The sequence below is a fragment of the Ruminococcus sp. B05 genome (genome assembly GCF_003628495.1).
Taxonomy (GTDB): domain Bacteria; phylum Bacillota; class Clostridia; order Lachnospirales; family Lachnospiraceae; genus Schaedlerella; species Schaedlerella hominis.
In genome coordinates, this window is sequence record NZ_RBZR01000003.1 from 89,558 (window position 1) to 113,702 (window position 24,145).

Here is a 24,145-nt window from a genome sequence, read left to right on the forward strand (position 1 = left end):
GATGAGAGAGTTTTGGATCAGAGTGGTAAGCCTGGTTGCTGTTGTTGGAATTCTGATGGGATATAATTCTGTATTGGATGCAAGAGCAAAGGATGAAGAAATTGCCAAATTGCAGGCGAAGGTAACAGAAACTAAAGTTTCAGAAGACGAAGACAGTGCAAAATATAAAGATGGCACCTATCAGGGCGAGGCAGAAGGTTTTGGAGGACCTGTTGCGGTTGAAGTAAAGATAGAAAAAGGAAAAATCGCAGGAATTGATATTACAAGTGCAGAAAAGGAAGATGGAGCATATCTTTCTATGGCAAAAGATATCATTCCGGAAATTATAGAAGCACAGAGTGCAGATGTAGATACGATTAGTGGAGCGACATTTAGCTCAACTGGAATTAAGAATGCTTCACAGGAAGCTTTAGAAAAGGCGGTGAAGTAAGATGAAAAGGTTAGAACTACAATCTATGTCAGCAAAGCAATTGAAAAAAATACATACATGGATAAGAGCGGCAATTCAGCTTCTGTACTTTCTTTTTATTCCTTCCGTGTATACTGCGGCATTTGCCGGAGTGAAATACATATTTACACAGATTGGTGCAGGTGAACAAATTGAACTCACTTCGTTTGTAACGGTTCTTGTTGTAGTCTGTGTATATACGATATTGTTTGGCAGATTTTTCTGTGGATTTGCGTGTGCATTTGGAACTTTGGGAGATGCAGTATATGCTTTGTACAAATATATTTGCAAGAGGTTAAAAAAGAAGCCGCTTCAGATTTCTGATGAATGGGCAGGATGGCTTGACAAGTTGAAATATGCAGTACTTACTTTAATCGTATTATTGTGCTTTGCAGGTGTGTATGGAAAAGCGAAGGGAACAAGCCCATGGGATGTATTTTCTATGATAAGGGCTGGGAACTTTAAGTTGGGCGGTTATATTGTCGGTTTGGTTATATTAATTGTAATTCTTGTGGGAATGTGTCTGGAAGAGCGGTTTTTCTGTAGAAATTTGTGCCCGATGGGAGCAGTATTTTCATTACTTCCGGTGTTACCATTTTTTGCATTGCATCGTACTCGTGAAAACTGTATTAAGGGATGTAAAGCCTGTACAAAGAAATGTCCGTCTGGAATTGGACTTCCGGAGGATGGTTCGCCGAGAGTGGAAGGAGATTGTTTCCAATGTCAGAAGTGCATCGATACTTGTCCGAAAGGAAATATCCATACCGGAATTCAAAGCCTCAAAGGAAATGAAATCTGGTTCACACTTTTTAGAGCTTTGTTACTTGCTGTGATATTAATCTGGTCAGGAGTGTAGGATGAAGAAAAATGATGTCATACTTGGTGGTGGTATTCTCATCGCCGCGCTTCTTTTATTTCTGGTCATGCATTTAACCAGAGGAGAAGAGGGTAATCAGATACAGATTACAGTTGATGGAAACGTATATGGGACCTATTCTCTTGCAAAAGATCAGGTGATTGAAGTAAAAGAGAAGGATTTCTACAATTGTATTCGCATTCAGGACGGAAAGGCATATATGGAAGAAGCAAATTGTCCGGATGGATATTGCGAAGAACAAGGAAAAATCAGTGGACGTACACAGACGATTGTCTGTCTGCCGCATAAACTGGTTGTGGAAGTGTTGGATGCAGAGGGGCTGGAGAATGACAGTGCATCGGAACAGTTACCGGATACCATATCAAAATAAATAAAAGAATTACTGGCCAGTAGTTCTTTGGATAACGCATAGAATGTACAAAACAGATACGATTGGAAAGGAAAACGAAGAGAATGAATCGAAATAAAAAGATTGCAAATATGGCAATGCTTGTTGCAGTTGCAATGATATTCAGTTATGTGGAAAGCCTGATTCCAATCAACTTTGGAGTGCCGGGGATGAAGCTTGGAGTTGCCAATCTGGTTACCGTGACCGGAATTTATTTTCTGGCACTTCCGGAAGTACTGCTGGTAGTAATAATGCGGGTGCTTTTAATTGGATTCCTTTTTGGAAATGGAATGTCGATCATATACAGTCTCGCAGGTGGAATACTAAGTGTTCTGGTCATGGAACTTTTGAAAAAGACAAAAGTATTTTCGGAAGTGGGAATCAGTATAGCAGGAGGAATCACACACAATATCGGGCAACTGATCGTTGCATTGATTGTTGTTGAGAATATAAAACTGGTGTATTATCTTCCGGCACTTTTGATTGCAGGAACTGTAACAGGATTTTTGATTGGAATATTAAGTAAGAAATTGCTTCCGGTTGTAAAAAAGGAAGCGGTAAAATCATTGGAAACAATTTAAATTAGCGTAAGAATGTGTGAATTCACATTCTTTATTTAATGATTATAGGTTAGCAAAAACTAACTTAATAATAAATTTTATCAATAATATCTTTTTAAAAGGAGGAACCTATGAAAAAGAAAAACATAACAACAAAAGCAATGACAATGGCAGTCGCAATGTCAATGGTTGCAGGAATGTGCCCGTCTACGGTATTTGCTGCGACAGGAAGCCAGGTTGCAAAGGATGGGGTGTATACGAGCACAAAACATGTTGTGAACAATCCAGATGATGAGAATGAGTGGACAGAATATGATGTTCAGGTTAAATTGACAGTAGAAAATGGAAAATTTTCAGACATTGTGGTAGAACCCCTCGATGGATATAATGCTGGAGAAAGTGCAAGTTATTTTTCAAAGGCATATGACAAGTCAAAAGGAATAAAAACAAAGTTAGTAGGTCAGGCGGCAACAGAAGACACCATTAAATCCTGGGATACAGTAGGCAGTGCAACACGCACTTCGGAGGCTGTAAAAGCAGCAGCACTAGAAGCGATTCAGAGTGCCGAAGTAGCTACAGCTATAGACGCATCAGCACTGGAACAGGCAATTGCAAGCGCAACCGCATTAAATCAGTCAGATTATACAGCAGATAGCTGGCAGGCAATGCAAGCAGCTTTGACAACAGCACAGAGTGTACTGGCAGCAAAAGAAAGCCAGGAGGCTGTGAATCAGGCAGCAAAATCATTGAATGATGCAATTGGAGCACTGAAAAAAACAGAGGCAGCGGTTGAGAATGAATATTCATATGTTTACGTAGGAATGACATGGGCAGAGTATTGGGCAAATGAAGGAATATATCAGGCAGGAAATACAACATCATCTGACGTACAGGATTCACATGGTGAGTATGATAAAGGTGCATTCGATACAGTAACAAGAGCAACGACAAACCATGGACTTCACAGAGGAAGTTTCCAGTGCGCAGCAACAATATATGATACAGAAGGAAACAGTTATGCTATTTCAAACTGGAATTCATCGACAGAAATTGTATTGACAGATGGAAGCAAGGCTGTATTTACACCGTCAGACAGAAAGACAGGAGAACCTGCAAAAATTAATGGGATTACATTAGATCACTATGATGTTACAGGACTTAAATATGTACCGGTAAAAGTAAAGACAGCAGATCTTTCTACATTAAAAGAAAACTATGCAGTTGTAGAAAATGGTGGAACACTTTCAGGAGGATATGCTGAAAATAACTTGAAGTCATATTCAGTAACAGCAAATGTAACAGAAAATACCTATGGCTTGAAAGAAGCAGAAAAATCTGCGGATGGAAATACATTCACATTCTCTGCTAGAAAAAATGAAGGAACAGAATCCGGAATTAAAGATCAGGCATTAAAAACAGCAACTGGAATTAAGCCAGAAGTAAAAACAGCAAGTGGATCATATGGAGAATTTCTGAGAGTAGACCTCAATGGAAATTATGGTGATCTTGGTTCTAATATGCAGGCAGTAACATGGACATATTATGGAAATGACAGCACATATACAACAGCAATTGGCACATATGGAACAAAATTCGCAGCGGATAACTGGATGCACAAATCAATGGGAATCCAGCTTGGACTGACAGATTCCATCCGATGCCAGTTACCGGAAGGAACAGACGGAACAGGATACTGGAAACTGACGGTACGTGCACTTGGATATGAAGATTATACTTATGAATTCCATGCAACAGCGGATAATATTGTTGCAAAAGAGCAGGACGCAACAGAAGAAGAAAAAGCACAATTGCAGGCAAAAGTAACAGAGGCAGAGGGGCTGAAAGAGACGGATTACACAGCAAGCAGTTGGAGTAATCTGCAGACAGAACTCAAGGAATCAAAGGATCTGCTTACAAAAGATAAACCAACAGAATCAGAGGTAAAAGAGCAGATAAAACATTTGACAGATGCTATCAATAATCTTGAAAAAGCTACCTACGTTCTGATGAACATTCCGTATGATGAATTTTACAAAGCAGAGACAACAAATAATGATGTAAAAGTTGATGCATTTACTTCAGCTACATTGAATAAAACACGTACAACAGGACTTGCAGGCGGTTCTTATCATGCAAATGAAGATGGTTCAAAGATTGATGGTATTACATATGCAGTAAAAGTGGATTCTTCTGTAGATCTTACAAAATATAAAGAAGTAAAAGATACAGATAAGGTAGAAATCACAGTAACCAATCGTGGACAAACATCTACAACAACGCTGGAAGGAAAAGATACGTTATTCCAGAATGAAACATATGCTTATTATCCATTAACAGAGACTCCTGCAAACTACAAAGAAGTTTCACTTGATGAAAATGGCAATCTTGTATTCAGTGAGGTAAAAGGACAGGAAGCAAAAGCTCTGACAGGAGTTACAGCAGAATTATTAACACAGTCTTCTTATGGTGATTATCAGCTTAATCTCGATGGACTTCCGAAAGATGAAATCACATCTTCCAATGTAAATGCGGTTGTTGTAAAAACAACTGATGGAACAGCATATGGTATGCGTCATCTTGAAAATATCTGGAGAGGAAACGAGCTTGCATGGAGCACAGGATACACAGATGCAGTACATGGTTGCCCGACATCTTCAGAACATTATAAATCCATGATGGGCAAGACCATCGATAGTATTGAATATTACACAACAAATGGTGTGTATACAATCGATATTGAAGATATTTATGTTCCAGTAAAATTTGCAAAAGCAGAGGATGCAGTTAAAGTTGCAGATGCTGATATTTCAGCAGGTAAGACAACAATAGACTTGAATCTTCAGGATGATTTTGATCCAGAGTATATTGTAGATGGATTGGATGTCACAGTAGAAGGTAATGTACTGACATATAAGAAGGCTACAACAGGCAGAAAAGCAGCTTCAGTTGATCCGGGAAAATATACACTTACTGTAAAAGACAAAAATGGTAAATATGCGGATATTGCAACATCATTCCTTCTTACAACAGCAGATATGCCAGCAGCTTATGATACAGAAAATAAGAAACTTGTAGAGGCAGAAGGCTTTGAGGCAGATGCGTTAAGTGCGTATATCGGAAATATTTCATCTGTAAATGTAGATGGAACAGATTATAAAGCAAGTGGAAGAGGCGCTGTACAGATTATTGATAAGGATGGAAAAATTAAGACAGATGCTGCACCATTCAAGGATGCTGAAGCAGGAAAAGAGTTCCAGATTACAGTAACAGCAACAGGATATACAACACCGCTTACATTTACATATAAAGTAGCCGGCGAAACTCCAGCCCCTTCAGTAGTAGATACATCAGCTCTGGAAGCATCTATTGCAGAGGCAGACGGATTAAAAGAAGCAGACTACACAGCAGATAGCTGGAAAGCATATCAGGCGGCGCTTGCAAATGCAAGAAGTGTAGCAGAAGCAAAAGAAAGTCAAGAAGCAGTAGATCAGGCAAAAGCAACATTAGATGCAGCAAAAGCGGCACTTGTAAAAGCAGAGCAGCCAGCAGAAATTGATACTTCATCATTGGCAAAAGCAATCTCTGATGCAGAAGCATTAAAAGAAGCAGATTATACAGCAGATAGCTGGAAAGCACTGCAGAGTGCACTTACAAATGCTAAGAATGCATTAGAAGCAAAAGAAAGCCAGACAAAGGTAGATGATGCAGCAAATACATTGAATAATGCGATCAAAGGATTGGTTAAGAAGTCTGCTCAGACAACACAGACAACAAATAAGACAAACAATACAACTAATAAAACAGGCACTACAGGAACTACAACAAAAGCGAGTGGAACGAAAACAGGAGATGTAACAAGTGTGCTTGGTTGGTTAGGTCTTGCGGTATCTTCACTTGGTGCAGGTGTCGGCGGAGTGACATGGAAGAGAAGAAAACGCAAATAAGAGTGTAGTTATTACTACTCATTCATGCCAGATAGGTGCCAGATAGGGACGGGGTTTGGTGGCTCTTTCGCGAGCGAAAGGCCACCAAACCCCGTCCCTGTCTGTTTTTTTTATTATTTTCATGGAAATTGAACATGTTTCTGGAATTTTTATCATATCTTAAAAGTGTAGTTTTTTTTATAATGTAATTATCAAATTGAAAGCGATAAAAAGGAGGACAAGAACTATGAAAAAGAAAAAAATAATTGCTATGCTTCTTTGTACAGCAATGGTTGGTGGAATGGTCGCAGGATGCGGAAGCACAGGAAGTAGCGACGAAGGTTCAAAAAGTGCAAAAGGCGATGCAAAAGGAAAAGTTTATTATTTGAATTTCAAACCAGAGCAGGCAGATCAGTGGGTAGACCTGGCAGAGAAATATACAGAAGAGACAGGTGTACAGGTAGATGTACAGACAGCAGCTTCTGGAACATATGAGTCACAGTTAAAATCAGAGATGGCAAAAGACGAAGCTCCTACACTGTTCCAGGTAAATGGACCGGTTGGACTGGCTACATGGAAAGATTACTGCTATGACTTATCAGACAGTGCAATTTACAAAGACCTCCAGAGCGATGATTATGCACTTAAAGATGGTGATGAAGTAAAAGGTATTGCATACGTAATCGAGACATATGGTCTGATTTACAACAAAGCATTATTGAATAAATATTTCGAGTTACCAGATGCAGAGATTACATCAATTGATGATCTGAATAACTTCGATGCATTGAAGAAAGTTGCAGATGGAATCCAGGCACATAAAGATGACCTTGGAGTAGAAGGAGCATTTACATCAGCAGGTATGGATTCTTCTTCTGACTGGAGATTCAAAACTCATCTTGCAAACCTTCCAATTTACTATGAATACAAAGATGAAGGAATTTCATCAACAGATGCAATCAAAGGAACTTACCTTGATAATTACAAACAGATTTGGGATCTGTATCTGAAAGATTCTACTTGCGATCCAAGCATGATCTCATCTAAGACAGGTGATGATGCAGCATCTGAGTTCGCACTTGGTGAAGCAGTATTCTATCAGAATGGTACATGGGCTTACAATGATATCAAAGATAATGAAGTAGCTGACGAGGATCTTGGAATGCTTCCAATCTACATTGGTGTAGACGGAGAAGAAGATCAGGGACTTTGTACAGGATCTGAGAACTACTGGTGTGTAAATAAAAACGCATCTGAAGAAGATATCCAGGCAACACTTGATTTCTTACAGTGGGTAGTAGAAAGTGATGAAGGAAGAGATGCTATAGCAAATGAAATGGGATTTGTAACACCATTTACAACATTTGATGAGTATCTTCCAGCTAATCCACTCGTAGAAGCAAACAGCGAATATACAAAAGCAGGAAAAACACCTGTAAGCTGGAACTTCACAACAATGCCATCAGAACAGTGGAAAAACGACCTTGGAAGCGCACTTCTTGAGTATGCACAGGGAACAGGACAGTGGGATGCAGTACAGAAAGCATTCGTAGATGGCTGGGCAACAGAATATGCAGCAGCAAACGAATAGGTAGTAATATTAGAAAATGAGCAGTAGAAAATTATGGAAAAAGCAATAAAAAAATATTTTCCGGTTTTTGTACTCCCGACATTGGTTGCATTTACAATTGGATTTATAGCACCATTTCTTTTGGGAATCTATTTATCCTTTTGTAAATTCACAACCGTGACGGATGCAAAATTTATGGGATTTAAAAACTATACGAAAATTTTAGAAGACTCAACATTTTTCCATGCCACATGGTATACGGCACTATTTACAATTGTGACAGTGCTTTTGATCAATGTGATTGCATTTGCGGTAGCATTGTTATTGACCAAGGGAATTAAAGGAACAAATATTTTCAGAACAGTATTTTTCATGCCGAACTTAATCGGTGGTATCGTACTTGGTTATATCTGGCAGCTTCTGTTAAATGGTATTCTGGCAATTGTTGGAAAAACATTGACATATTCTTCAGTGTATGGATTTTGGGGATTAGTCATTCTGATGTGCTGGCAGCAGATAGGTTATATGATGATCATTTATGTATCCGGTATTCAGAATATCCCGGGAGAATTGATCGAGGCTGCAAAAATTGATGGGGCAAGTCCAAGTCAGATATTAAAAAGTGTAACAATTCCGATGGTAATGCCATCTATCACAATTTGTACATTTTTAACTTTGACAAATGGATTTAAACTGTTTGACCAGAACCTGGCACTGACAAATGGTGCTCCGTCAAAAATGTCAGAAATGCTTGCACTGAACATTTACAATACATTCTATGGAAGAACAGGATATGAAGGTGTTGGACAGGCAAAAGCAGTTGTATTCTTCATTATTGTAGGCCTTATTGCACTCATTCAGAATAAGATGACAACTTCGAAGGAGGTGCAGCAGTAATGGGAACAAGAAAAGCAAAACACGGATGGCTGTTGACCATCATTTTCACAATCATTAGTCTGGCATACCTTTATCCGATAGCACTTGTATTTATTAACTCTTTTAAGAAGAAAGCATATATTAGTAAATTTCCATTTAAAATTCCAACTGACAAAATGTTTGTCGGACTGGAGAACTATACACGAGGAATTGAGAAGACAGGTCTCATTCAGGCATTTGGATGGAGCTTGTTTATCACAATCGGTTCGGTGGCAGTGATTATTCTTTGCTGTTCTATGTGTGCATGGTATATCAGCAGAGTACATACAAAGGTTACAAAAGCAATTTATGTAATGTGCTTATTTGCAATGGTAGTACCATTCCAGATGGAAATGTATACATTGTCAAAAATTGCAAATATGTTAAAGCTTGGAAATCCTTGGGGAATCATTATTATTTATCTGGGATTTGGAGCCGGATTGTCGGTATTTATGTTTACCGGATTCATGAAATCGATTCCGCTTGAAATTGAAGAAGCAGCTATGATTGATGGCTGCACACCAATCCAGACATTCTTTAAAATTGTACTTCCAATTACAAAACCTACTTGTGTGACAATCACAATTTTGCAGGCAATGTGGATTTGGAATGACTATCTGCTTCCATCACTTGTGCTGGATGCAAGAAAATATAAAACAGTTCCGATGGCTGTTCAGTATCTGAAAGGTGGATATGGTTCAGTTGATATGGGAGCTATGATGGGTACTTTGGTACTCGCAATCGTTCCAATTATTATCTTCTATTTATTCTGTCAGAAATACATTATCGAAGGTGTTGTTGCAGGAGCAGTTAAAGGTTAAACCTTGTAAAAAGAAGATGGATAAACTAAAATAAAAGAGAGAAACTTTATTATATGATAACAGCAGTATTTTTTTGGGAATAAGAAATACTGCTGTTTTCGGACGTTAAAAAGGAATAGTGGGTATGGTTACAATATTAATTGCAGATGATGAAAAACTGGAACGCAACGGAATAAAATTATTGTTGAAAAGAGAAGGGGCAGAGTGTGAAATTCTGGAAGCTGAAAATGGAAAAGTGGCACTGGGGATTTTGATGGATCGGAAAGTGGATATTCTGTTTTCTGATATTAAAATGCCATATATGAATGGGCTTGAGCTTACAGAAAAAGCGAGAGAGTTATATCCAGATCTGGAGATTATTATTTTCAGCGGGTATAACGATTTTACTTATGCAAGAGATGCTTTGCGTTATGGGGTGGTTGATTATGTGCTAAAGCCTGTCAATCCGAAAGAATTTCACAAGACATTTGAACGTGTGCAAGGAAAAATCCAAAGCAGGATTGAAGATGAAGAAAAACAGACAAGACAGGGGGATTATCTGAAAAAATATTTTCTTCAAAATTATCTTTACAAAGGAAATGTTGAAGATTACCAACAGGTCCAGGCGTATGCACAGGAAATGACAGATGAGAAGAATCCATATATCAGAATGATAATAGCGAGCAGTACCAATCATTTCTTTGAAACAGAGGAAGAACATTTTGTTGAAAGCTTAAAAGAAAAGTTAAAAAGAGACTTTTTTTACCTGAATCTGAATTCAAATGAGTCACTATTTTTATTCAGAGAAAAATATACAGATTATGAAGAACTGGCAAATCAATTAAATCATTTTTTTCAACAGCACTATGATACAAACTGCTATTTTGCGGTAAGCAGGGAAGTAAGCGGTATTCAAGAAATGCCAGAGGAATTTCAGCAGTTAGAACAGTTGCTGGAAGAAAAATTTTATCAGCCGAAGCAACATATATTTGTACATGGAAAAAAGGTGGAGTCAACAGAAGATGTTATTGTTGAAGACTCAGAGATATTAAATAATATTTCAGAGGATATTAAGTTCAAAGATATTACACATTTATGGCAGGATTTCCATCGGTTGGAGCAGAAATATACGACAGATAAACCTTATTCGGAAATGTACGCAAAATTTGTTTTTTCAAGCATTTTAAAGGAAGTTTATGAAGCAATGTCTTCATCGGAAGAAAAAAGATTATCAAAAAAAGTAGATCAATTATATCATTGTAAGACAATACAGGATGTGCGTTCCATCACATCCACTGCGATACAGGAGCTGGAGAATTATTTACAAGAACAAAATGAAGGGTTCCGAAGTGAAATCACAGAAGTTAAGAGTTATATTTACCACAATTATGAAAAAGAATTGAATGTTGAGATACTGTCAGAAAAGGTATACTTGTCGGCTGGATATTTAAGTGCGATTTTTAAAGAAGCGACGGGGATGAACCTGAATCGATTTATACGAGAGGTGCGAATGAACAAGGCAAAAGAGTTGTTGGAAAATTCGACAAAGAAGATTACACAGATTGCAAGAGAAGTAGGATTTTCAAATACATCATATTTCTGTCGAAGTTTTAGAGAATTCTTTGGAAGTACACCTGAGTCATGTCGAAAAGGAGAGATGGATGATAAGGAAACTGAAGCAGAAGTATAAAGACTTAAAATATCGTTATAAGACTACACTTATAATTGTACTGGCGGGAATACTTCCGGTAGTGATTAGTGTCATATATATGCAGATTGGAATTCTGAAATCTCTTAGAGAGCAGGAAACAGGCAGTATGCAGAGTTCATTGAATCAGGCGGTTGATACGCTGGAAGGACAGACTCAGATATATGAGAATCTGATTAATTATTTGTCATATTCTCAGAACCTGAGAAATGTTTTAAGTCAGACTGGAGAGAGTGATTACGAAAAGTATGTTCAGTATAAAAATATAGTAGATCCGTTGTTGGAAATGCCACAGGTATATCACAAGGAAATTCAGGGAATAACAATTTATTCAGGGAATATTGATGTGGCACATGGTTCATCACTTATTCCGATGGAAGAAATAAAAGGAAAAGAGTGGGCCAAACATTTAACTGACAGTTCAATACTTGAATGGTTTGTGCAACGAGGTGCTGATAAGGAGATTGTTGCAGCAAGAAAATTTTATGATAATGATGATATCACAGCAGTGCTTGCGATGAATCTGGACTATTCGGCGATGCTCGAGCCATTTACTTCGTTATTGAAGAATAATGCAGGAGGGATTATTCTTGATGAAGCTGGAAAAGTGATATATTCCGGTTATTCTATGGATGAAGCATATAGACCAAAATCTCCGGAGTCGTTGGAGTATTTACAAAAGAACTATGTATGCATGGGGCGTGAGATGGAAAGTATGGGATGGTATTTTTATTTGTATCGTCCTGAAGAAATTATTACAAAGTCAGCATATATACTTGTTTTGCGTAATATTCCGATTATATTATTATGTATCGTTTTACTGATTGTTTTAGGGTATGCATTTTCAAAACGATTGGTTTCTTGCCTGGAACGATTGACAGAGAATATGAATCAGGTCCATCGTGGATTTCGTAAAGTAACAGTGGACAGTGATTCTAAAGATGAGGTCGGAACGCTAATCCGTTCTTTCAAACGAATGATGGAAGAATTAAATAAATTAATATCGGAAGTGTATGAGGCTAAAATCGAGCTTCAGCATACGGAGATGAGAGCGTTGCAGGCGCAGATCAATCCACATTTTTTGTATAATTCACTGTCTATTATTAACTGGAAAGCAATAGAGGCAGAAGAGGATGAGATCAGTAAGGTGACGTTGGATTTGTCTACATATTATCGAACCAGTTTGAATCGTGGTGAGACAATGACAACTGTTGAAAATGAAATCCGAAATATCAGGGCATATTTGAATATTCAATTAATCATGCATGATAATAGTTTCCGGGTTGAAGAGGAGATTGATGAAAGCTGTTATCAGATAATGACACCAAAATTGATTTTACAGCCCCTTGTAGAAAATGCGATAGATCATGGACTTGATCCTCTTGAAAAAGAAGAAAAAGTTCTTACGATTCGTGTACGAAAGGAAGAAAATCAGGTTGTATTCCAGGTTCAGGATAATGGAAATGGAATGCCGCAGGAAAAAGCAGAACAAATACTGGGAATTCAGTCTCCTGGATATGGCGTTCATAATGTGTATGAAAGAATTAAACTGCTATATAAAGAAAATGGAGAAATGAGAATTGTGAGCGAAGAAGGAAGAGGAACTATGGTAGAAATTCGGATTCCGGAAAAACAGGAAAAGGAATACGAAGACAGAATTTAGGATGAGAAGGGAAGAATATAATGAAATACCATAGATACAATAAAAAAACAGCGAGAAAACGATTCCCGATTAAACAAAGAATCAAAGCAATTGCAGGATGCATGGTATTGTGTATCACCTTAGTAGGAGGAAACTGTCTGGAGGTGTCAGCAGTTCAAAAGGAGAAAAAATTAAAAGAGAGAGTTCTTGAGCGAGCAGAACATTCTGCATATGGAGCATATCCGGAGACGATTACATATACGCTTGGGAAAATAGCCGGGGCAAAAAATGCAAACCTTCCGTTGGGAGATACTTACGAGGATAATGCATACACAAGATATTTAAAAAAGCTGCTGAATATTCAAAACCGGGATGTTTTTGAACTGGAAGATGGAACGACCTATGAACAGGCTGTGGAAATGGCAATACAGGATAAAGAAATTCCGGATGTTCTTGTTGTAAAGGGTTTGGATACGTTAAAAGAACTGGTAGAACGGGGGATGATAGAAGATTTGTCTTCTGTGTACGAAGAATGTGCAACAGACCGAATTAAGGAAATGTATGCCAGTTACGGAACAAGTGTCCTGGATTCAGCTACATTTGACGGGAAGTTATACGCATTTCCAGATACGGTGATCGATCATGGCTCAATGCTTTTATGGCTCAGAAGTGACTGGATGGAAGAACTGGGACTGGCAGAACCGAAAACAATGGATGAGGGGATGGAGATCATTCGTCAGTTTGTAGAACACGATATGGCAGGAGGTCATAAAACAATCGGAATTGCATGTAGTACAGAAATGATATCAGAGAGCAGTTCAACTTATGGTGTGGATCCGATTTTCATAGAAATGGGTTCCATGCCGGGCAAATGGATTTTACAGGACGATGGAAGTGTGGTATACGGTTCTGTGACAAGTCAGACAAAAGATGCGTTGGCATATTTACATGAACTATACGAAAACGGAATAATTGACTCGAGGTTTCTTCTTAGAAAGACAGAAAATCTGGATCAAATGATTGCAGATGGTACTTGCGGGGCTGTTTTTGGAAAATGGTGGGCACCGAATAACCCGTTGAGCAGTACAAGCCGGGCAAATGAATCCGCTGTATGGAAGCCTTATTTGCTGACAAATAAGAAACAGTTACAAACTTTGGAATCTTATAAAGACTGGCAGTATGTGGTGGTGAGAAAAGGATATGAACATCCGGAAATTGTAGGAAAATGTATAAGTGTATTATTTGATTATACAAGGTATCAAGACCGGAATGCATCTGAGATTAATGATTATTTCTCGTTAAATGTAGACCCGACAGCCAGACCGATGAATATAAATGTAGATTATTGGGATGCCCTATATCGAACAACAGAGCATATACAACAGGCTTTGGATGGAACCATAAAAGTAAACAGCCTGACAGGGATTGAAAAGGCATATTATCAGACGTGTAAATCTTATATGAAAGGATATTTGACGACAGCAACTGCCTGGGCATCTTATGCATCCCGTATGCAGGCAGTACCTCTGTTGGCAAAATCAGAATCAGGACGAGGAAACCAGCCATTGTCTATGGGAGATGCAGATGGAGAAATTCCGCAGTCATTGCAGGAACTGGAACAGGCAACATTTTTACAGATTGTCTGTGGAGAAAAGCCACTCTCGTATTTTGACGAATTTGTTCAGGAATGGTATAGTTCTGGAGGGGACAAATTGACTCAAGAAGTACAAAAAGGATATGATGAAAAGAATAAATAAAAGTTCTCAGATTTAACAGGAGTGGGAAATGAAGGGAAAAGTAATATTGAAAAAAATTGGGATAGGAATAATCACGACAGCATTATTATTATCTAAGCCAATGCAAATGGTGTATGCGGAGGAAGGAAATAATCCAGAGGCAACAGAAGAAGCCGCAGATGCGAATCCGGAAGAGAAGACAAAAGGGCAGATCGCAGCCGAGGAGGCTGCAAAAAAACAGGCATCCTATGACACACCGGTAGATACAAATGCCTTGGAAAACTGGCCGACAGGGCCGAATGTATATGCGGCATCAGCAATTGTCATGGATATTGATAGCGGTGCAGTCCTTTACGGAAAACAGATAGATGAAAAACGATATCCTGCAAGTATTACAAAACTGCTTACTGTATTAGTTGCATTGGAAAATGCAAATCTGACAGACAAGATTACATTTACAGATGAATGTTTAAATTTTTTAGAGTGGGATGATGCAAATATCGGAATGCGTGTCGGAGAAGAGATTACGCTCGAAGAGGCACTTTATGGGGTGTTACTGGCATCAGCAAATGAAGTTTCTTATGCTGTTGCAAAGAATGTCGGGGAAAATCTTGGCATAGGGTATGATGGATTTATTGAATTAATGAATGAACGTGCACAGGAGCTTGGATGTAAAAATTCGCACTGGGTTAATGCAAATGGTCTTCATGACGAAAATCATTATACAACGGCTTACGATATGGCACTGATTGCATCAGCGGTCTATCAGAAAGAAGATTTCCAGAGAATCGAGCAGACCTTGGAGTATAAACTGGGCAAGACAAATCTGGTAGAGGAAGAACGTATTCTGGATCAGAACCATAAGATGCTCTGGCCGGAAAACTATTATTATTATCCATATGCAAAGGCCGGAAAAACAGGATATACAGACCAGGCAAAGACAACGCTTGTGACGATGTCAGATAATGGAAATATGAGACTGGCAGTGGTTGTGCTAGGGGATTATGGCGTGGATGCATATGAAGATACAAGAAATATATTTGAGGATGGATTTGGAAATTTTCGGAAAGTTATGTTGTCCGAACTATCAAAGTCGGAGGATATTGAAAGTTTTGCAGATAATAACGCCTATGTAGTCTTGCCGGAAGCAGTTGATTTTACAAATGTGGACTGTGAAATTCAGTTGTCGGACAGTGATGTTAATAATGCCGATATGGCAACAGCAGTATATACTTACCAGGGAAATATTGTAGGAAAAGCAGAAGTTAAGGTAAGTGATATTTACAAAGCAAAACAGAGTGCAGCGGTGACAGAGAAAAAGGATTCGAAGAAATCGACCCAGACAGGAGCATCAAAAGACGAGGAAATTTCATGGAAAGGGTACCTGCCATTGATTGTAATGGGAGGCATTACAGTAGCAATATTGTTTGTGTTTTTACCAATTTGGCTACATCTTCAGAGGAAGAGAAGGAAGAACCGAAGAAGAAGGTAAAACGAATAAAGAAATAATCAGGGGCAGGTATGAGTGGTGTCATATCTGCCCCTGATGGGTATGTGCTACTTTGCATTTACTACTTGTGCAACCTTCTCTTTGTCAGGATTTGCTATGATTCCTTTGTCAGTTATGATTGCAGTAATTAATTCATGAGGAACAACATCAAATGCCGGATTATATACTTTTACTCCTTCCGGAACTGTTCGCTTGCCAAAACCACAAGTTATTTCCTCCGCACTTCGCTCTTCAATCGGGATATCGTCTCCGGTTGGTGTGTTCATATCAATTGTTGAAACCGGACCTGCAATATAAAATGGAATATTATGATGTTTTGCTAAAACAGCAACGGAATATGTACCAATCTTATTCGCGGCATCTCCATTCGCTGCAACTCTGTCACAGCCAACAATTACGGCGTCAATTTTTCCTTGTTTCATTACCATTCCAGCCATATTATCTGTAATAACCGTAACATCAACACCGGCTTGATTTAATTCCCAAGCTGTTAAACGTGCACCTTGTAATAAAGGTCTTGTCTCATCTGCGTATACCTTGAAATGAATGTTTCTTTCTTTTCCTAATAACATTGGAGATAATGCTGTTCCATAATGTACAGTTGCCAGTCCACCGGCATTACAATGCGTCAATAATGTCATTCCGTCTTTTAACAATGTCAATGCATTTTCGCCAATTGATATGCATGCATTCTCTTCGTATTTCTCAATGTTTATAGCTGTTTCTTCCAATGCCTTCTGGCACACATCATTTGATCCATTAGCATATTTTTCTCCGGTTTCTTTCATCCTGTCTAATGCCCAAAACAAGTTTACTGCCGTAGGTCTGGAAGTTGCCAGATATTCGATAGTTTCTTTTAAGTTTTTATGATATTCAGCAGTACTTTCTTTGACATGTTTCTGCATTTCTATTGCAACACCATAACCTGCTCCAACCCCGATCGCAGGTGCTCCTCTGACACAGAGCATTTTAATAGCATCCCACATTACCTGTGCGTCTCTGATTTCCATAAATTTCACTTCTTCAGGTAATAAAGTTTGATCTAATACTTTTACATAAGTTTCTTTCCATTCTACTGGTTTGATCATACCACTCATCTTTTACTCCTCCTAATGTTTTTGTGACCGACAAGATATCCTGTATTTTTCTCCCATTAATTAAGATAATTCTAGCATAAAGGTTTTGAAAATAGAAGTGCGTGGGTTGGTAATAGAAAAAATTGTCGAGGAAAACAACAAATATCCTTGTCAAGCCCTTGACGAAACCTTGATTTCTCCGTATAATTTACACTGTGAAATTTATAAAAACTATGAAAAACGATGACGAAGACAGTAGGGAATACCCGAAAGTTACAGCGAGCCGGAGATGGTGTAAGACCGGTACGAGTAAGACATTCTTGAATATCACTTCCGAGTTGCAATTGATGAAACAGCGGATTGATCAATAGATTAGATGGAGTAGCAATTGCCGGAGTTCCACCGTTACAGGAACGCATATGAACATAGCAGAAAAGCTTTGGAGTATGTTGTAACAGGTGGTTTATAAACGAAGATTTAACCCTTCGTCCTATTACAAGGACGGAGGGATTTTTTCATTATTAAAAGAAAGGAAGAATAACATGTATCAGAAAGTTTCTACAGACATGAATTTTGTCGAGCGTGAAAAAGAAGTTGAAAAGTTCTGGGAAGACAATCAGATTTTCCAGAAGAGTATGGAAGAAAGAGAAGGAAGTCCAATGTATACATTTTACGATGGACCTCCGACAGCTAATGGTAAACCACATATCGGTCATGTGTTGACTCGTGTAATCAAAGATATGATTCCTCGTTACCGTACAATGAAAGGTTATGAAGTTCCTCGTAAAGCAGGATGGGACACACATGGTCTTCCGGTAGAATTGGAAGTTGAAAAATTGCTTGGACTGGATGGAAAAGATCAGATTGAAAAATATGGTCTGGAGCCATTTATCAACAAATGTAAAGAGAGTGTCTGGAAATATAAAGGAATGTGGGAAGACTTCTCAAGTACAGTTGGATTCTGGGCTGATATGGAGAAACCATATGTCACATATGACAATAATTTTATCGAGTCTGAATGGTGGGCATTAAAAACAATCTGGGATAAAGGACTTCTTTACAAAGGATTTAAGATCGTACCTTACTGTCCTCGTTGTGGAACACCGCTTTCAGCACAGGAAGTTGCTCAGGGATATAAAGATGTCAAAGAACGTTCAGCAGTTGTTCGTTTCAAGGTAAAAGATGAGGACGCATATATTCTTGCATGGACAACAACACCTTGGACATTGCCATCAAACCTTGCACTTTGTGTGAATCCAAAAGAGGATTATGTAAAAGTAAAAGCAGCAGACGGATATACTTATTATATGGCAGAGGCATTGCTTGACACAGTACTTGGACGTCTGGCAGAAGAAGGTCAGGCAGCATACGAAGTACTTGAGAGATATAAAGGTAAAGACCTGGAATACAAAGAGTATGAGCCATTGTATCAGTGTGCAGCAGATGCAGCAGAAAAACAGCGCAAAAAAGCATTTTTCGTTACATGTGATGAATATGTAACATTGACAGATGGTACAGGTGTTGTTCATATCGCACCAGCATTTGGTGAAGACGATGCGAATGTAGGAAGAAATTATGATCTTCCATTTGTACAGCTTGTAACAGAAAAAGGTGAGATGGCTGACAGCACTCCATTTGCAGGATTATTTGTGAAAAAAGCAGACCCGGAAGTACTCAAAGATCTGGATGCTAAGGGATTGCTGTTCGATGCACCAAAATTTGAGCATAGCTATCCTCACTGCTGGAGATGTGATACTCCACTGATTTACTACGCTCGTGAGTCTTGGTTTATCAAGATGACAGCTGTTAAGGATGATTTGATCGCAAATAATAATACAATCAACTGGATTCCTGAAAGCATTGGAAAAGGACGTTTCGGTGACTGGCTTGAAAATGTTCAGGACTGGGGTATCAGCCGTAACCGTTACTGGGGAACACCACTGAATATCTGGCAGTGTGAATGTGGACATATGCATTCAATCGGAAGTATTGAGGAACTGAAGTCTATGTCCGACAATTGTCCTGATGATATTGAACTGCACCGTCCATATATTGACGATGTAACAATTAAGTGTCCAAAGTGTGGTAAAGAAATGCACCGTGTACCGGAAGTAATTGACTGTTGGTTTGACAGCGGATCAATGCCTTTCGCACAGCATCATTATCCATTTGAAAATAAAGAGATTTTTGAAAAACAGTTCCCGGCTCAGTTTATTTCAGAGGCTGTAGACCAGACTCGTGGATGGTTCTATTCGCTGCTGGCAATTTCTACATTGTTGTTCAATAAAGCACCTTACCAGAATGTAATCGTACTTGGACACGTGCAGGATGAGAACGGCCAGAAGATGAGTAAATCTAAGGGAAATGCGGTTGATCCGTTTGATGCATTACAGCAGTACGGAGCAGATGCGATCCGTTGGTATTTCTACGTTAACAGTGCACCATGGCTGCCAAACCGTTTCCACGGAAAAGCTGTTATGGAAGGACAGCGTAAATTCATGGGAACATTGTGGAACACATATGCGTTCTTCGTATTGTATGCAAATATTGACGAATTCGATGCTTCAAAATATACATTGGAATATGACAAATTATCAGTTATGGATAAATGGTTATTGTCAAAACTGAACACATTGATTAAAACAGTGGATGACAATCTTGCAAACTACAAAATTCCAGAGAGTGCAAGAGCACTTCAGGATTTCGTAGATGATATGAGTAACTGGTATGTAAGACGCAGCCGTGAGCGTTTCTGGGCAAAAGGAATGGAGCAGGATAAGATCAATGCATACATGACATTGTATACAGCACTTGTAACTGTTTCAAAAGTTGCTGCACCAATGATTCCATTTATGACAGAGCAGATTTATCAGAATCTGGTAAGAAGCGTAGATCAGACAGCTCCAGAAAGTATCCATCTTTGTGATTATCCTGTTGTAAATGAGGATTACATTGATACAGAGCTTGAAGCAAATATGGAAAATGTACTCAAACTTGTTGTAATGGGACGTGCCTGCAGAAATACATCTAACATTAAGAACCGTCAGCCAATCGGACAGATGTTTGTGAAAGCAGAATTCACATTACCTGAATTTTACCAGGAAATCGTTGCAGATGAGCTGAATGTAAAGAATGTTAAATTTACAGATGATGTAAGAGACTTTACTTCATATAGCTTTAAACCACAGTTAAAGACAGTTGGACCAAAATATGGTAAAATGTTGGGTGGAATTAAGAAAGCTCTCGATGCAATAGATGGTAATGCAGCAATGGATGAATTAAATGCGAGTGGTTCATTAAATCTGGATGTAGATGGTCAGGAAATTACATTGTTCAAAGAAGATTTGTTGATTGATACAGCTCAGATTGAAGGATATGTATCAGAAAATGATAATGGAATTACAGTAGTTCTTGATACAAACCTGACTGAAGAACTTCTTGAGGAAGGATTTGTAAGAGAGATTATCAGTAAAATCCAGACAATGCGTAAAGAAGCCGGATTTGAAGTTATGGACAAGATCCGAGTTACTTATACAGGAAGCGAAAAAGCAGAAAGCATTTTTGCTAAATACGCAGAAAGCATTAGCAGTGAAGTGCTTGCTGAGGAAGTTACAAAAGCAGAACCAGCCGGTTATGTAAAAGAGTGGAAGATAAACGGCGAGCAAGTTACAATGGGAGTTTGGAAAGAGGGGATGTAAAACCATGTACAGCAAAAGATTTGAGAAGGAAGCATTTAAAGCGGCTGTAAAAGAGAATGTAAAAACATTATATCGTAAGAAGATTGAAGAAGCTTCAAAGCAGCAGATTTTCCAGGCAGTATCATATGCAGTAAAAGATATTATCATGGATGATTGGTTTGAGACACAGAGCAAGTACGAAGAAGAGAATGTAAAAACAGTATATTACATGTCAATGGAATTCTTGATGGGACGTGCGCTGGGTAACAACCTGATCAATATGACAGCATATACAGAAGTAAAAGAAGCTCTGGATGAGATGGGAATCGATCTGAACGTGATTGAAGACGAAGAACCAGATGCAGCTCTTGGAAACGGTGGTCTCGGTAGATTGGCTGCCTGCTTCCTGGATTCTCTTGCAACATTGAATTACCCTGCTTATGGATGTGGAATCCGCTATCGTTATGGAATGTTCAAACAGAAAATTAAAGACGGATATCAGGTGGAGACACCAGATAACTGGTTAAAAGAAGGAAATCCATTTGAACTTCGTCGTGAAGAATATGCAAAGGAGGTTCGCTTTGGCGGAAATATCCGTTTTGAGAAAAATCCTGAGACAGGACGTGATGAGTTTATTCAGGAAAATTATGAATCAGTACTTGCAATCCCATACGATATGCCAATCATTGGATACGGAAACCATGTAGTAAATACATTACGTATCTGGGATGCACAGGCAATTGTTGATTTCCAGCTTGATTCATTTGACCGTGGAGACTATCACAAAGCAGTAGAACAGGAAAATCTGGCAAAAACAATTGTTGAAGTACTTTATCCTAATGATAATCATTATGCAGGAAAAGAGCTTCGTTTAAAACAGCAGTATTTCTTCATTTCTGCAAGTTTGCAGGAGCTGATTGCAAAATATAAGAGAACAAATAGTGATGTTCGTAAACTTTACGAAAAAGTTGTTATTCAGATGAATGATACACATCCAACAGTTGCAGTACCTGAACTGATGCATCTGCTCATCGACCAGGAAGGTCTGACATGGGAAGAGGCATGGGATGTTACAACTAAGACATGTGCTTACACAAACCATACAATTATGGCAGAAGCATTGGAAAAATGGCCAATCGACCTCTTCTCTAAACTGCTTCCACGTATTTACCAGATTGTGCAGGAGATTGATCGCCGTTTTGTAAATGAAGTAAGAGCAAAATATCCTGGAAATGAAGAAAAAGTACGTAAGATGGCAATTCTCTGGGATGGTCAGGTACGTATGGCTAACATGGCAATCATCGCAGGATTCTCTGTAAATGGTGTTGCAAAACTTCATACAGAAATTTTGAAAAACGAGCAGCTGAAAGATTTCTATGAAATGATGCCAGAGAAATTTAACAATAAGACAAATGGTATTACACAGAGACGTTTCCTTGCTCATGGTAATCCGCTTCTTGCTGACTGGGTAACAGATAAGATTGGTGACGGATGGATTACAGACCTTGCACAGATTTCAAAATTGAAACCATATGCAGAAGATGAAAAAGCAAGAAAAGAATTTATGGATATCAAATATCAGAATAAAGTCCGTCTTGCAAAATATATCAAAGAACACAATGGAATCGATGTGGATCCACGTTCTATCTTTGATGTACAGGTAAAACGTCTGCATGAGTACAAACGTCAGTTATTAAATATTCTGCATGTTATGTATCTGTATAATCAGATCAAAGAGCATCCGGAGATGTCATTCTATCCAAGAACATTTATCTTTGGTGCAAAGGCAGCGGCAGGATATCAGCGAGCAAAAGAGACAATCAAACTGATCAACTCAGTTGCAGATGTTGTAAACAATGACAGAAGCATCAACGGAAAGATCAAGGTCGTATTTATCGAAGATTATCGTGTATCAAACGCTGAGTTGATTTTTGCGGCAGCAGATGTCAGCGAACAGATTTCTACAGCATCAAAAGAAGCTTCAGGTACAGGAAACATGAAGTTTATGCTGAATGGTGCTCCAACACTTGGAACAATGGATGGGGCCAATGTGGAAATCGTAGAAGAAGTTGGTATTGAAAATGCATTTATCTTCGGATTGAGCTCAGAAGAAGTTATCAACTATGAAAACAATGGCGGATATAACCCAACAGATATTTATTTCAATGATTGGGAGTTGAAGCGTGTTATTGATCAGCTGATGGATGGAACATATGCAAAGGGTGATCATGAGATGTATAAGAACCTTTACAATTCACTTCTGAATACACAGTGTACAGACAGAGCAGATACATACTTTATCCTGAAAGACTTCAGATCTTATGCAGATGCTCAGAAGAGAGTGGAAGAAGCATATCGTGATCAGGACAGATGGTCAAAGATGGCAATGTTAAATACTGCATGCAGCGGTAAATTTACATCAGACCGTACAATTGAAGAGTATGTAAAAGATATTTGGAAATTGGAGAAAGTAACAGTTCCGTCCGGACAGCCTGAATAAAAGAAGAGGCGATTTATATGTATAATAATATTTATGGTTACAGCTACAGCATACCGGCAGAAGATCCATTTACAGGAATCGGAATGGGAATAATGATGTTTTATATCATTGTAATGCTGTTGATTGGGATTATTTCTCTTACAAGTTATATCCTTCGTGGTATAGGATTATATACAATTGCAAAGCACAGAGGATATGAGTATGCATGGCTTGCATTTATTCCGTTCTTTAGAATATATCTGCAGGGAAAATTGAGCGGAGACATCACATTTAAGAACAAAACAATGCGTGATACAGGAATCTGGCTTGCAGTCATTCCGCTTATGTACGGCGTTGTGGTTTCGGTCATCTATGGAGTGATCTGTTTATGCGGAATGCTTGCAATATTTAGCATGACGATGCATGTAAGTGCAGGAAGAATTTTAATTCTCATTATGCTGCTCATACTGGCACTTGCTATAGGTTTGGGATACGAGGTCCTTTATAAGACTTTGCGAGTAATGGTCAATTATCAGATTTACTGCAATATGACATCAGGAAATATGGCTGTAGCACATGCAGTGCTCGGAGCACTTTTACCATTGTATGAGTCTATTTGTTTCTTTGTGATGAGAAATCGTGAACAGAGCAACAATAACGAGACTCATGATGCAGATTCCACAGAGGATACAGAGGAAGAGCAAAAGACAGAAGAACCGCAAGAGGAAATGCCGATTGCAAATGAAGCAGTATCATTAGATACGGGAGATTCTGATGAGGTCGCATCAGACAATGAAATAACAGAACTTTAAATATGGAATATATTAGGACAGCCC

General features: G+C 38.6%; 16 protein-coding genes. 15 read left to right on the forward strand and 1 reads right to left on the reverse strand.

The window, feature by feature from the left end; translation table 11 throughout:
• The first annotated feature begins 1 nt into the window (after position 1).
• The 12 genes from D8Q48_RS04945 (at position 2) to D8Q48_RS05000 (ending at position 16,059) form a co-directional block, all read left to right on the forward strand.
• A complete protein-coding gene (locus tag D8Q48_RS04945) occupies positions 2-430 on the forward strand; it encodes an FMN-binding protein (RefSeq protein ID WP_117991820.1) in 429 nt (142 codons plus the stop codon).
• Between the two features lies 1 nt (position 431).
• Positions 432-1,304, forward strand: a complete 873-nt coding sequence (locus tag D8Q48_RS04950; RefSeq protein ID WP_243116232.1) for a 4Fe-4S binding protein — start codon at positions 432-434, stop codon at positions 1,302-1,304.
• 1 nt (position 1,305) lies between these two features.
• Entirely contained in the window at positions 1,306-1,695 is a 390-nt protein-coding gene (locus D8Q48_RS04955; protein WP_121055643.1) for a NusG domain II-containing protein, read from the forward strand.
• Positions 1,696-1,778: 83 nt separating this feature from the next.
• Complete coding sequence (locus D8Q48_RS04960; RefSeq protein WP_121055645.1) at positions 1,779-2,294, forward strand: Gx transporter family protein; 516 nt, start codon at positions 1,779-1,781, stop codon at positions 2,292-2,294.
• A 110-nt stretch (positions 2,295-2,404) separates the two neighbouring features.
• Positions 2,405-6,217, forward strand: coding sequence for a penicillin-binding Tp47 domain C-containing protein (locus D8Q48_RS04965; protein ID WP_121055647.1), 3,813 nt, complete (start codon positions 2,405-2,407; stop codon positions 6,215-6,217).
• A gap of 226 nt (positions 6,218-6,443) precedes the next feature.
• A complete protein-coding gene (locus D8Q48_RS04970) occupies positions 6,444-7,787 on the forward strand; it encodes an ABC transporter substrate-binding protein (protein WP_118725201.1) in 1,344 nt (447 codons plus the stop codon).
• A gap of 33 nt (positions 7,788-7,820) precedes the next feature.
• Positions 7,821-8,663: a sugar ABC transporter permease gene (locus tag D8Q48_RS04975; RefSeq protein ID WP_117991816.1), complete on the forward strand. Its 843-nt coding sequence runs from the start codon at positions 7,821-7,823 to the stop codon at positions 8,661-8,663.
• Entirely contained in the window at positions 8,663-9,502 is an 840-nt protein-coding gene (locus D8Q48_RS04980; protein WP_118687851.1) for a carbohydrate ABC transporter permease, read from the forward strand. The genes D8Q48_RS04975 and D8Q48_RS04980 overlap by 1 nt, the downstream gene beginning before the upstream one ends.
• Positions 9,503-9,626: 124 nt before the next feature.
• On the forward strand, positions 9,627-11,171 hold the full coding sequence (locus D8Q48_RS04985; RefSeq protein ID WP_121055649.1) for a response regulator: 1,545 nt from the start codon (positions 9,627-9,629) through the stop codon (positions 11,169-11,171).
• On the forward strand, positions 11,143-12,852 hold the full coding sequence (locus D8Q48_RS04990) for a sensor histidine kinase (protein WP_243116233.1): 1,710 nt from the start codon (positions 11,143-11,145) through the stop codon (positions 12,850-12,852). Before D8Q48_RS04985 ends, D8Q48_RS04990 begins: the two co-directional genes overlap by 29 nt.
• Before the next feature lie 20 nt (positions 12,853-12,872).
• The gene (locus tag D8Q48_RS04995) at positions 12,873-14,588 is read left to right on the forward strand and encodes an extracellular solute-binding protein (RefSeq protein WP_121055652.1); all 1,716 of its coding nucleotides are present in this window, start codon (positions 12,873-12,875) and stop codon (positions 14,586-14,588) included.
• A gap of 28 nt (positions 14,589-14,616) precedes the next feature.
• Positions 14,617-16,059 carry a D-alanyl-D-alanine carboxypeptidase family protein gene (locus D8Q48_RS05000; protein ID WP_243116234.1) on the forward strand — a complete coding sequence of 481 codons (1,443 nt, stop codon included), beginning with the start codon at positions 14,617-14,619 and terminating at the stop codon, positions 16,057-16,059.
• A 65-nt stretch (positions 16,060-16,124) separates the two neighbouring features.
• On the opposite strand, the gene mtnA is transcribed toward D8Q48_RS05000, so the two are convergent.
• Positions 16,125-17,174, reverse strand: a complete 1,050-nt coding sequence (gene mtnA, locus D8Q48_RS05005) for an S-methyl-5-thioribose-1-phosphate isomerase (protein WP_121055654.1) — start codon at positions 17,172-17,174, stop codon at positions 16,125-16,127.
• Between the two features lie 521 nt (positions 17,175-17,695).
• Here mtnA and ileS point away from each other — a divergent pair.
• The 3 genes from ileS to D8Q48_RS05020 are packed head-to-tail and all read left to right on the forward strand — an operon-like array spanning position 17,696 to position 24,121.
• On the forward strand, positions 17,696-20,851 hold the full coding sequence (ileS, locus tag D8Q48_RS05010) for an isoleucine--tRNA ligase (protein WP_118725207.1): 3,156 nt from the start codon (positions 17,696-17,698) through the stop codon (positions 20,849-20,851).
• Between the two features lie 4 nt (positions 20,852-20,855).
• Positions 20,856-23,330 (forward strand): glycogen/starch/alpha-glucan phosphorylase, encoded by a 2,475-nt coding sequence (locus D8Q48_RS05015; protein ID WP_117991810.1) that lies wholly within the window; start codon positions 20,856-20,858, stop codon positions 23,328-23,330.
• A 17-nt stretch (positions 23,331-23,347) separates the two neighbouring features.
• Positions 23,348-24,121 carry a hypothetical protein gene (locus D8Q48_RS05020; protein WP_121055656.1) on the forward strand — a complete coding sequence of 258 codons (774 nt, stop codon included), beginning with the start codon at positions 23,348-23,350 and terminating at the stop codon, positions 24,119-24,121.
• The last annotated feature ends 24 nt before the right edge of the window (positions 24,122-24,145 follow it).